The following is an 11263-nucleotide window of genomic DNA, read 5'->3' on the forward strand; positions in this document are numbered from 1 at the left end:
CACCACGCTCGCCCGGTGTTCCCCGAAACGAACACGGGCGAGCGTGGTGACCTCGATCAGTGCGCGGTGACGCCGGTCAGCTCGTTCGGCGTGGCGGCCAGAGTGGTGCTGGCGGTGATGTTTCCGGCGGCCAGGTCGACACGGTGCACCTGCTTGGACGCGGGGTCGCTCACGTAGGCGACGCCGTCGCGAACGAACAGGTTCGGGCGGGCGACCTGCCAGTCGAGCGGCTCCTGCCAGCTGCCGATCACGGGAATGGTGCGAACCACCGCACCCGCGACGGGGTCGATGACGTGGATCTTGCCGTCGGTGCCCAGCACCAGCGCCTCACCCTGCGGGCCGCGGGCCAGCGAACGGAAGGTGTAGCTGGTGCCGATGTCGACCAGTCGCAGCGTGCCGTCGACGGTGTTCACCAGCGAAATCTGCTGCGGGCGTTCGAGTTCGGCGTCTTTGTCCTGCTTGTAGTCACCGAGCACGATCGGCGACGCGTCGGTGCCGGACATGTTGCCGATCCGCCCGTAGGTGGTGGGGCTGGTGACCTTGGTGATCTTGCCGTCGCGGTAGACGAGGGCGCCGGTCTGGCAGCCGATCACGACCGCCTCGCCCTGGGCCGCCGCTTCGCCGTGCACGCCGGGGCAGTCCTCGTTGCGGGTGAGCTCCTTGCGGTCCTTGTCGAGCGCGACGACGCCGACCCGCTTGTCCTCGGTGCCGAGGGTGAGCACCATGTTCCCGTTGCTCAACTCGATCGCGACACCGTGGTGCGGGGCGGCGGCCTTGTAGACCTCCGTCGGCTTACCGCTGTCGACCTGCGCGGTGTCGAGGACGGTGACCTCACCGGAGCCGTCGGCGAACAGCACCGTCTTACCCGCGTGCCGGACGACGTGGCCCGGCTTGGCTGCCGGGAACTGGGTTCCGGTGAACGCGGCCTCATAGGCGTCGAGGACGCGGAAGCCGTCCTTGGTCGACACCATCAGATGGTCGTCGTCCCCGACCGGGTTGAGCCGGTTGTAGCCGTCGATCTTCACCTCGCCCCGCTGGGCCAGTGACGCGCCGTCGAGGACGTAGATTCCGCCGTCATAGGTGAGGGCGATCGGTTCGGCACCGGGCGTGTGCGGGTGGTCGTGACCGGAATCCGCTGTGCCGCAACCGCTCAGCGCCATCGCCGAGGCGAGTGCCGCGGACAGGGCCACCATGGTGGTGGTCCGTGACCTGTTCATGTAGTGCTCCATCTCTTGTGCGTGCATTACGTGCTTGGCCCGGATAGACCACGGGCGATGGCCTCGGTGTTGGCGCGAGCCATCTCCAGATAGGTGGCCGCGCCGTCACCGGGCGCGGTGAGCGACTCGGTGTGCAGGGCGATCACCTGCACCTGTAGCCCGGTGTGTTCGGCGAGGACGCGCGACAACCGATCGGGCTGTGCGGAGTCGGCGAAGATCGCGCGCACGCCCGCGGTCCTGATCGCGGTCGCGAGGTCGTCGAGATCGGAGGCGCTCGGCGAGGCCAGGGTGGTGCCGCTGGGGATCACCGCGCCGATGACCCGGAATCCGAATCGCTGTGCGAGATACCCGAAGACGTGATGGTCGGTCACCAGCTGCCTGCGCTCGGCCGGGACGGCGGCGAACCGATCGGTCATCCACCGGTCCAGCTCGTCGACCTCGCCGAGGTAGCGCTGCGTGTTCGCCCGCACCGCGTCGGCGTCGATGCCGTCGACCCGGGCGAGCACCTCGGTACTGATCACCTCGACAGCCGTGCGCACCCGGCGCGGATCGGTCCAGAAGTGCGGATCGGGTTGTCCCACTGACTCATCGGAGGTGTAGGTGATCGGATCCACCCGCTCGGCCACGGCGAGGGTGGGAACCCCGGCACCGGCGGCAGCCCCCACGTGCCGGGCCACACCTTCCTCGAGCCCGAGCCCGTTGTGCACCACCAGCGCCGCTCGCTCGATCTCGGCTGCTTGACGTGCGGAAATACCGAACGAATGCGGATCGGCCCCCGCCTGCATCAGCACCGTCACCGGCACCGTGTCACCGACAACGGCCCGGGTCAGATCGCCGAGGATGTTGGTGGTCACCACGATCCCGGACCGCTCGGCTCCGCTGCTGCACGCACTCACCAGCGGCACGAGCAGGGCAGCCGCGAACAGGAGCGGGACTGCGCGGCGGATCTTCTCCATGATTCGACCAATGTCGTAGCGGCGCAACGGTATCGATGACACGGCAGTTGCCCGCCGTCGGCTCGAGGGGAGCACGTGAGAGATGTGCGCGCGCTTCACAGGCCGGTCTCCACCATCAGCGAGGGCGCGATGTCCAGCGAGAACGTGCGCGCGACGCGAAGATTGTCGTTGTAGGCGATCTCGTGGACGGTGCGCGCCCGAGAGTCGTTGATGTAGGCGCGCTCCGGGTCGACACTGATCACCGGATCTCCTTCGACGGGTCCAGCGAGGAGCGCGGTCCGCGTCGTCTCCGTGCCGGTGCCGGGGTCGATGCCGTGCAGCACGCCATCGCGGGTGAGCACCAGCAGCGGCGATCCCTCACCGGCGGTGTTCACCGCGACCGCGCCGGAGATCGCGACACGAGCCCAGGTCTTCTTCCTGATGTCGAGCGTCCACACACCATCGCGGCCCGCGAGCGCGGTCAGGGTGGTGCTGCCGGGGCGGTGGGTGAAGGCGCTCGCCCGGTCCGAGGTCTGGGCCGGGAAGGGAATCTTCTCGGCGACGACCTCGCCCTCGCGCTGTGCCACCACGACCGCGCCGTCGGCACAGCCGAAAACTACTCCGCGCCTGGTTACGGCCTGCCCTCTCGGCTGCGGACACGTGGCAGCCTGCACTCGCCCGGCTACGCCGTCACGCCCGCGCACCTCGACTCGACCCGAGCTGTCAGCCACCACGATCCGCTCGGCGTACGGCACCGCGATGCCCTCGATGCGGCGTTGCGTCTGGACGACGCCGCCGTCCAGCGCCGGACGGTCGAACAAGATCGATGCGCCGGAGTCCAGCACCACCGACGCGACGGCAGCATCGCTGTACGCCCCGACAACCCCGCGGCCGCCTTCCGGTACGGGAGAAACACTTGCGGCGCCAGGCCCGGTAGTCGCACCAGTGTCGGTCGCGGCAATCGCACCGATCTCCCGCACAGTGGCCTTGTAGTAGTGCCGGTGGTCACCGTGGTCGACGGTCCACGCTCCGCTGTCCACGACCTGGATAGACCCACCTGAACTCAGGTACGCGAAACGCCCGTCCCCCACCGCTCCCACGGTCGACACCTTCTGGTCGCCACTGCTCGGTGACGGTGCAGCACCACCTGGTGCACTCGAATGCGGTTGCGCTCGAACACTTTCCGGTGAACCGGCGGCAACTGTCGCGACCCCCCCACTCGACAGATCGATCACCCGCACAGCCCCGGCCCCGTCGGCGACAACCACGCGTGTCTGAGCCTCGCTCATCTCCTCCGCGCCCGCGACGAACCCGTGCGGCGCCGCCTCCTCGACGACCGGAACCTCCGTTGCCCCGCAGCCGACCAACGGCACAGCGGCGAGCGCGACCACGCCCACCCGACCGACCCGTTCCCGCACCGCGGAAACGAGCGCGGACACGAAGAACGCGCCGACAGCCACCGCCGCGATGGTGGCCCCCGCCGCGGTTCCCGCGTGCCACGAAATGACCAGTCCCCCCACGGTGGACAGCCCACCGATCAACGCGGCAATCGCCATCACCACCGGCACCCGGTTCGACCAGAACACCGCGGCGGCGGGCGGCGCGATCAGCAATCCGAAGACCAGCAGCGTCCCCACGACATGAAACGACGCCACGATCGCCAGGGTGACCAACCCCACCAGCGCCGCGTGCGCCGGCTTCGGGCGCAGGCCGAGGGTGTGTGCCTTGCGTGCATCGAAGGTCAGCGCCACGAACGCGCGATGTCCGAGCACTGCCACCACCAGCGCGACGCCAAGGGCCGCAACGAGATACCACAGGTCGACGGCACGCACGGCGAGCACATCACCGAACAGGAACCCGGTCAGATCCACCGCGAAGGACTGCGACCGCGACACGATGATCACCCCGGTCGCGAGCATCCCGACGAACAACAGCCCGATCGCGGTATCCGGCGCGAACCGCTTGCCACGGCTGAGCAGCGACACTCCGGCGGCCATCGCGGTGCAACTGATCGCGGCGCCGATCATCAGGTTCCCGCCGAGCAAGGCGGCGACCGCGACGCCGGGCAGCATCCCGTGCGCCATCGCGTCGCCGAGAAATGCCATGCCGCGCACCACCACCCAGGTCCCGGCGAGGGCACATACGCACGACACGAGCAGCCCACCCCACAGCGCGCGTTGCACGAAAGCCACCTCGAACGGGGCGAACAGCCAATCCATAGCGCGAGACGATATACTGAAAATGATTATCGTTTCAATTGAGGTGAGATGCAGCACACAGATGACGCAGCAATCCGAATCGAGCGGCTGACCGCCGGTTACGCCCGGCGGCCGGTACTCCACGAGGTGACGGCCACGATCCCGCGCGGGCAGGTGACCGCGATCGTCGGACCCAACGGCTCGGGGAAATCGACCCTGCTCGGCGTTCTCGCCGGCACCGTGGCGGCACAGGAGGGGACGGTGCACCGGTCCATCACCCGGCGACCCGCCTTCGTGGTGCAACACACGGCGATTCCGCCGACGCTGCCGATCACGGTGCGAGAAGTGGTCGCGATGGGGCGCTGGGCGCACCGCGGACCGTGGCGGCGTCTCACCCGTGCGGATCGCGAGATCGCGCGCACCTGCCTGGAGCGCATGGAGCTCGCCGACCTGGCGACCCGGCGGCTCGACACCCTCTCGGGCGGTCAGCGCCAACGCGCCCTGCTCGCACAGGCTTTGGCGCAGGAGTCCGATCTACTGCTGCTGGACGAGCCGGCGGCGGGCTTGGACGAGGCGTCTCAGACCGAGATCTCCCGGGTTCTGGCGCAGATCAGCACGGAAGGTGTGACTGTCGTCCAGGCCACCCACGACCTGGACGAGGCGAGCCGGGCAGACCACTGTCTGCTGCTGCGGGACGGGCGACTGAAGGCCGCGGGTCATCCGGAGAAAGTGCTGGTCAGAGCCTAGAGTCGAGGACATGACCGAGAAACCCGACTCCGTCGACGCCTATCTGGCGGCCCAACCGCCGTCGGAGCGCGCTGTCCTGCAGCGGATCCGCGAAACGATCCACCGCGCGGTGCCCGACACGGGCGAAAAGATCAGCTACGCCATCCCGGCCGCCACCATCGACGGCCGGGTGTTCATCTTCTTCGCGGGCTGGAAGTCCCACGTGAGCGTGTACCCCGTCCCCGAGGGGGACGAGGCGCTCGAGCAAGCCGTCGAGCCCTACAACTCGGGTCGTGGCACCTTGAAATTCCCACTCGGCGAACCGATTCCGTACGACCTGATCGCCCAGGTCGCGGTCCGCCTCGCCGAGCGGGCGGGCAAGAGCTGACTACCAGTCGGCTTCGGTGAAGCGGATGATGCCGCGGATGTTCTTGCCGTCCAGCATGTCCTGGTAGCCCTGGTTGATCTCTTCGAGCGAGTAGGTGCGCGTGACCATGTCGTCGAGATTGAGCTGACCCGCCTTGTAGAGCGAGAGCAGGCGCGGCGCGTCCTGGCGAGCGTTGCCGCCGCCGAAGATCGTGCCCTTCACCGTCTTCTGCAACATCGACAGCAGGAAGCTGTTCATCTTGACGTCGCCGGCGTCCATGCGCCCCATCGAGGTGACGACGAGAGTGCCCGCCTTGCCGGTGAGGATCAGGCCCTCCTCGACGTAGTCGCCGTGCATCTCACCCATGGTGAGGATGACCTTCTCGGCCATCCGACCCTCGGTGGCCTCGATCATCGGCATGATCGCGGCGGCCATGCTCTCGTAGGTGTGGGTGGCGCCGAACTTCTGCGCCTGTTCGCGCTTCCACGGATTCGGGTCGATGGCGATGACCTTCGACGCACCGGAGAGCACAGCCCCTTGTAGCGCGCTCATGCCGACGCCGCCGATACCCGCGATCACCACGGTCTCACCCGGCTGCACCTGTGCCACATGGGTCGACGATCCGAACCCGGTCGGCACGCCGCAGCCGACGAGGCACGCCACCTCGAACGGGATGGTGGGATCGATCTTCACCACGGACGTGTGGTGCACCGTCATGTACGGGGAGAACGTGCCGAGCAGGCACATCGGGATGACATTCTCGCCACGCGCCTGGATGCGGTACGTGCCGTCCGAAATGGCCTGCCCCATCAGCAGTCCGGCGCCCAGGTCGCACAGCGCCATGTTGCCGGCGACGCACGAGGGACAGCGGCCGCACGCGGGGATGAACGACAGGATGACGTGGTCACCCACGGCCAGGTCGGCCGGACAGTTCGGGCCGAGCTTGGTGATCACACCCGCGCCCTCGTGCCCACCCATCACCGGGTAGGCCGGCATCGGCGTCGCGCCGGTGACGATGTGATGGTCGGAGTGGCACATGCCCGCCGTTTCCATCCGGATCTGCACTTCACCGGCGACGGGGTCGCCGACCTCGATCTCCTCGACCGACCATTCCTGGTCGGTGCCCCACAGGATCGCGCCCTTCGTCTTCATGCCGGTAGACCTCTCGCCAAGCTCGTGCCTCGTTGTGACTGCACTCACCCTAGCCACAAATCACCGGTTTCTGAAACACGTTCTAGAAAATATTCGAGAGATTTCTATCCGCGCACGTCATGGACGTGGTGCACGACGTCGTGCACGAAGTACCGGCCCAGCGAGGTGACCGTGAACAGTGAACCGTCACTGCGCGCGCCCCGCAGATCGAGGCGATCGACGGGCACCGCGCCGAACGCGGCAGCCACCCGATCGGCGGCGAGCGCCAGCTCCCGGGCGACTACGGCGGGGTCCTGCCGGTCGTAGCGATCGGCGACGGCGGTCGCGTCCTGATCCCAGTTCTCGAACCGCGGCGCCTCGACCCCGTCACCGTCGAGCATCAGCGCGAGCCTGGTATCGAAGATCCGGCACACATCGCGCACGTGAGCGCCGTATTCGAGGACCGACCAGGTCAGCTCGTCGGGACGCACTCGTGCGTCGTCGCGTTCGAGCGCCGCACCGATGCGGGTGGCACTGTCGAGCACGAGCTCGGGGACGGCCGAGTACGCGGTGGCCTCGGCATCGAATCCGCACTCGGAGCAGGCGCGTTCGAGGACCCAGGTCCAGTTCTTGGTGTCGGGGACGATCATGGAAGTCAGCCTAAATTGTCCTCTTTTTATGCTCCATCAATATTCAGCCAACTATCGGCGAGATCCGGCATTATTCGGCGAGCTGATTCGCTTGCTCGAAGAGTTCCAGCGTCACCGCGTGCAGGAAGTCGCCGACCGGCTTGGGCGCCTTGCCCGCGAAGGCCCGCGCGTACGTGCCCTCGAGGACGATGCCCAGCTTGAAGCAGGCCAGCACGGTGTACCAGGTGACGGCACTGAGATCGCGATCGGAGAACTTGCCGTAGTGCTCGATCATCTCCGCCTCGGTCGGCAGACCGCCGACGGTGCCGAGGGTGCCCATCAGACCCGCCCCGACGGTGCCGGGCTCGGGCCTGGTCGCCAGCTGCCAGCCCAGGTCGAGCAGCGGATCGCCGATCGTCGACATCTCCCAGTCGACCATCGCCGCCACCTCGGGGCCGTCGTAGTCGAACATCATGTTCGCCAGGTGACAGTCGCCGTGCATGATGCCGGGCAGCCAGTCCGCCGGCCGGTGCCGCTCGAGCCAGTCACCGATCCGCTCGAGACCGGGGATCTGCGGGCCGGGGTAGCCCTCGTTGGCGTTGTAGGAGTCGAGTTCGCGCAGCCAGCGCGGGACCTGCCGCTCGAGGAAACCCGCGGGACGTCCGTAGTCGCCGAGGCCGAGCGCCTGATAGTCGAGGGAGCCGAGCCGGGCGATGGCCTCGACCGCGGACAGACCCATCTGGCGCCGGACCTCGGGATCACCGGCGTGCAGTTCAGGCAGTTCCGTCTGCGGGTTGAAGCCGCGGATGGGCTCCATCAGATAGAACACCGCACCGATCACCGACTCGTCGTCGCAGGCCGCGATCACCCGGGGCGAGCGCACCTCGGTGCCGGCGATCGCGCGCAGCAGTCGTGATTCCCGGCCGATCACCTCATTGCTCTTGGCACGCAGATGCTTGGGCCCGCGCCGCAGCACGTACTCGCGCCCGCCCCGGGTGAAGCGCAGCATCACGTTCTGCGTGCCGCCGCCGAGAGCGGTGACCGCATCGAATTCCGTCCCGGGCAAGCCCTGTTCGTCCATCCACCGCCCGATCGCCGCGAAATCGGCGATCGCCGGGTCAACATCGACAGGTTGAGAAACAGCCATGCCGCACATTGTGCCCGGAGATCGGCGGGGACTGCGCGGGAATGCGCACGCGCACGCCCGGCGTAATGTTTCTGCCACGATGCGCACGCTCTTGATCGACAACTACGACTCGTTCACCTACAACCTCTATCAGCTGATCAGCGAGGTCAACGGGAGCGAGCCGACCGTCGTGCGCAACGACGAGGCCGACAGCTCCCTCGACCTCGATCAGTTCGACAATGTGGTGATCTCGCCCGGACCCGGCCGCCCGGACCGCGCCCGCGACATGGGGGCGTCGACAGCGCTGATCGCGCAGACCGATCTGCCGCTGCTGGGCGTATGCCTGGGCCATCAGGGAATCGTGCTCGGCGCGGGCGGAACGGTGGAGCGCGCGCCACAGGCCAGGCACGGTTTCCTCGATCGGGTGACCCACGACGATCGGGATCTGTTCGCCGGTCTGCCGCAGGGCTTCACCGTGGTGCGCTACCACTCGCTCGCGGCGCGGGAGCCGCTGCCCGCCTCGCTCGAGGTGACCGCGTCGACCAGCGATGGGGTGATCATGGGGGTGCGCCATCGCGAGCGGCCACAGTGGGGTGTGCAGTTCCACCCCGAGTCGGTGTCGAGCGAATTCGGCGCCGCGCTGCTGCGCAACTTCGCCGATCTCACCAAAGCGCGCACACGGGTAGCCGCACCGGTGGTCGTGCGCGGACCCAGTGTCGTGGCGCCCGTTTCCCATGAACGCTCATTCAGCCTGCAGCACAAGGTGATCGAACGCGCGATCGACACCGAAGCGATCTTCCTGCGCCGTTGCGCCGATGCTCCGAACGCGTTCTGGCTCGACAGCGAGCACGTCGAACCCGGCCTGGACCGGTTCTCCTTCCTCGGCGACGCGAGCGGGCCGCATGCCGAAATCGTCGGCTATCGGGTCGGCGACGCCCGCGTCACCGTGACGGACATCGAAGGCACCCGTACCGTCGCGGGCACGGTCCTGGACTATCTCGATCGCGAACTCCGGGCTCGGCACTGCGAAACTCCGCCGCTGCCTTTCGATTTCGCGGGCGGCTACGTCGGCTATCTCGGTTACGAGGTGAAGGCCGACTGTGGTGCGAACATCGCGCACCGCTCCCCCACCCCCGATGCCCAGTGGATCTTCGCCGACCGGCTGATCGTCGTCGACCACGAGGCCGGGCGAACCCACCTGCTCGCCCTCTGCGAACCCGCCACCGAGAGCGACGCCGAGCAGTGGCTGCGCGAGACTTCCGACTCCCTCGACGATCTCCCCACCTGGGTCAATCCCGCCGACCTGCCCGTGGCCGCCGATCCCGGCGCCGTGCAGGCGCATCTGGTGCGTGGCCGCGACCGCTACCTCGCCGACATCGCGGTGTGTCAGGACCGGCTGCACGCGGGCGAGTCCTACGAGATCTGCCTGACCGACGCGGTCGCCGTCGCCGCGGCGCCCGGGGACGGATTCGCCTTCTACCGGCGCCTACGCCGCTGCAATCCGGCACCGTACGCCGCCTACCTGCGCTTCGACGGTCTGGACGTGGCGTGTTCCTCGCCGGAACGGTTCCTGAAGATCGACCGGGATCGGGTGGTCGAGAGCAAGCCGATCAAGGGCACCGCCCCGCGCGGACGGACCACCGACGAGGACGAGCGCCTGCGTCGCGCACTGGCCGACGACCCGAAGACCCGGGCCGAGAACCTGATGATCGTCGATCTGCTGCGCAACGACCTCGGCCGCGTCTGCGAAGTGGGTTCGGTGCACGTCCCGAAGCTGATGGACACCGAAACCTACTCCACCCTGCACCAATTGGTGTCGACCGTGCGTGGCACGCTGCTCCCCGACGCCGGGGTGATCGACTGCCTGCGCGCCTGCTTCCCCGGCGGTTCGATGACCGGCGCGCCGAAGCTGCGGACCATGGAAATCCTCGACGAACTGGAAACCCAAGCGCGCGGCATCTATTCGGGCACCATCGGTTTCCTCGGCCTGAACGGCACCGCCGACCTCAACATCGTCATCCGCACCGCCGTCCGCTACGACGACGAGTGGCGGATCGGCGCGGGCGGCGCGATCGTCCTCGATTCCGATCCCGAGGACGAGTACGCGGAGATGGTGCTCAAGGCGGCGGCGACATTCCGGGCGCTGACTCCCGAAAGGTGAGTTCGACGCGCACGCGGCAACACCGGTCGGGCCACCTCGCCGCCGGAGCGGACGGCGTTCGAGGAATCAGCGCCGCCGACGGCCGCGCTTGTCCGGCTCCGGTTCCGGTGCGGGTTCCTCGCCCCCACGCCCCGTGATCCGCCCGAGCAATCCGACACCGGGCAGCTTCGCCACCGCGCCGAACACGTCCTCGCCCAGGGAGATCATCGCCTCGAGCCGTGGCAACAGCCGGTCATAGGTCGCGAACACCGGATCGGCCAGCGCCAACGTCCGATCGAGCCGGTCGATCGTGCTGTTGAGCCGATCGACCGCGATCGACAGGTTCTCCACCAGATCCGGCAACTGCGCGGCCAGCTGCGCCGACGCGGGCGGCAACCGAACCGCCGCATCGAAGGCGTACCCCGCAGTCTGCTGAGCAGCATCGATAGCCTGTCCCGCCGCAGTCTGCGCCGCCCCCACCGCCGCCTGAGCCGCCGACAGCAGTTCCGCCCCCGGCACCTTCCGCGCCTGCGCCGGAGCAGGTTCCTCCGCGCGCCCCCGCTTCCTCGGGTTCGTCATGACACCACTGTGCCGCAACCACGCCGCCTACGCAGGGAACCGCACCCCGCTCACCTCCGTGTCCGGCGACAGAACACTCCCAGCCCCGCACGACCCGACCTCGAGGAGGGTCCGCCGCGCAGCGGCGGTTCGCGGCCGGGTCGCCGGCCAGGCGCCGCCGCGTAGGCGACGAAGGAGCAAGCGGCGGTGCCTGACATGTCTCATATACACATCAC

The 11263-nt window shown here is 68.2% G+C and carries 10 protein-coding genes; 3 read left to right on the top strand and 7 right to left on the bottom strand.

Annotated elements, in window-relative coordinates:
- Window positions 1-56: 56 nt before the first annotated feature.
- The 3 genes from aztD to aztB form a co-directional block, all read right to left on the bottom strand.
- A complete protein-coding gene (aztD, locus tag ACFQ9R_RS32695) occupies window positions 57-1217 on the bottom strand; it encodes a zinc metallochaperone AztD (RefSeq protein WP_378996337.1) in 1161 nt (386 codons plus the stop codon).
- A 26-nt stretch (window positions 1218-1243) separates the two neighbouring features.
- Complete coding sequence (aztC, locus tag ACFQ9R_RS32700) at window positions 1244-2173, bottom strand: zinc ABC transporter substrate-binding protein AztC (protein WP_378996340.1); 930 nt, start codon at window positions 2171-2173, stop codon at window positions 1244-1246.
- Window positions 2174-2268: 95 nt separating this feature from the next.
- Entirely contained in the window at window positions 2269-4428 is a 2160-nt protein-coding gene (aztB, locus tag ACFQ9R_RS32705; protein WP_378996342.1) for a zinc ABC transporter permease AztB, read from the bottom strand.
- On the opposite strand from aztB, the gene aztA reads away from it, so the two are divergent.
- Together aztA and ACFQ9R_RS32715 are read left to right on the top strand one after the other, a co-directional pair.
- Window positions 4420-5097 (top strand): zinc ABC transporter ATP-binding protein AztA, encoded by a 678-nt coding sequence (gene aztA / locus ACFQ9R_RS32710; protein WP_378996345.1) that lies wholly within the window; start codon window positions 4420-4422, stop codon window positions 5095-5097. The genes aztB and aztA overlap by 9 nt on opposite strands.
- 10 nt (window positions 5098-5107) lie before the next feature.
- A complete protein-coding gene (locus tag ACFQ9R_RS32715) occupies window positions 5108-5464 on the top strand; it encodes an iron chaperone (protein ID WP_378996347.1) in 357 nt (118 codons plus the stop codon).
- Here ACFQ9R_RS32715 and ACFQ9R_RS32720 read toward each other — a convergent pair whose 3' ends face one another.
- The 3 genes from ACFQ9R_RS32720 to ACFQ9R_RS32730 all read right to left on the bottom strand — a co-directional run bounded on the left by ACFQ9R_RS32720 (window position 5465) and on the right by ACFQ9R_RS32730 (window position 8359).
- Window positions 5465-6595, bottom strand: a complete 1131-nt coding sequence (locus ACFQ9R_RS32720; RefSeq protein ID WP_378996349.1) for an NDMA-dependent alcohol dehydrogenase — start codon at window positions 6593-6595, stop codon at window positions 5465-5467.
- A gap of 104 nt (window positions 6596-6699) precedes the next feature.
- On the bottom strand, window positions 6700-7224 hold the full coding sequence (locus ACFQ9R_RS32725) for a DinB family protein (protein WP_378996351.1): 525 nt from the start codon (window positions 7222-7224) through the stop codon (window positions 6700-6702).
- Between the two features lie 70 nt (window positions 7225-7294).
- A complete protein-coding gene (locus tag ACFQ9R_RS32730; RefSeq protein WP_378996354.1) occupies window positions 7295-8359 on the bottom strand; it encodes a phosphotransferase family protein in 1065 nt (354 codons plus the stop codon).
- 70 nt (window positions 8360-8429) lie between these two features.
- Here ACFQ9R_RS32730 and pabB point away from each other — a divergent pair, with 70 nt between their 5' ends.
- Window positions 8430-10490, top strand: coding sequence for an aminodeoxychorismate synthase component I (gene pabB, locus ACFQ9R_RS32735; protein ID WP_378996356.1), 2061 nt, complete (start codon window positions 8430-8432; stop codon window positions 10488-10490).
- Window positions 10491-10556: 66 nt separating this feature from the next.
- On the opposite strand, the gene ACFQ9R_RS32740 is transcribed toward pabB, so the two are convergent.
- On the bottom strand, window positions 10557-11048 hold the full coding sequence (locus ACFQ9R_RS32740; protein WP_378996359.1) for a hypothetical protein: 492 nt from the start codon (window positions 11046-11048) through the stop codon (window positions 10557-10559).
- Window positions 11049-11263: the final 215 nt, after the last annotated feature.

Source organism: Nocardia sp. NPDC056541, assembly GCF_042794235.1.
Classification (GTDB): domain Bacteria; phylum Actinomycetota; class Actinomycetes; order Mycobacteriales; family Mycobacteriaceae; genus Nocardia.

Excerpts from the sequence above, each read along its gene's own strand:
- aztD (WP_378996337.1), bottom strand. The coding sequence starts at position 1,217 with ATGAACAGGTCACGGACCACCACCATGGTGGCCCTGTCCGCGGCACTC.
- aztC (WP_378996340.1), bottom strand. The coding sequence starts at position 2,173 with ATGGAGAAGATCCGCCGCGCAGTCCCGCTCCTGTTCGCGGCTGCCCTG.
- aztA (WP_378996345.1), top strand. The coding sequence starts at position 4,420 with ATGCAGCACACAGATGACGCAGCAATCCGAATCGAGCGGCTGACCGCC.
- ACFQ9R_RS32715 (WP_378996347.1), top strand. The coding sequence starts at position 5,108 with ATGACCGAGAAACCCGACTCCGTCGACGCCTATCTGGCGGCCCAACCG.
- ACFQ9R_RS32720 (WP_378996349.1), bottom strand. The coding sequence starts at position 6,595 with ATGAAGACGAAGGGCGCGATCCTGTGGGGCACCGACCAGGAATGGTCG.
- ACFQ9R_RS32725 (WP_378996351.1), bottom strand. The coding sequence starts at position 7,224 with ATGATCGTCCCCGACACCAAGAACTGGACCTGGGTCCTCGAACGCGCC.
- ACFQ9R_RS32730 (WP_378996354.1), bottom strand. The coding sequence starts at position 8,359 with ATGTGCGGCATGGCTGTTTCTCAACCTGTCGATGTTGACCCGGCGATC.
- pabB (WP_378996356.1), top strand. The coding sequence starts at position 8,430 with ATGCGCACGCTCTTGATCGACAACTACGACTCGTTCACCTACAACCTC.
- ACFQ9R_RS32740 (WP_378996359.1), bottom strand. The coding sequence starts at position 11,048 with ATGACGAACCCGAGGAAGCGGGGGCGCGCGGAGGAACCTGCTCCGGCG.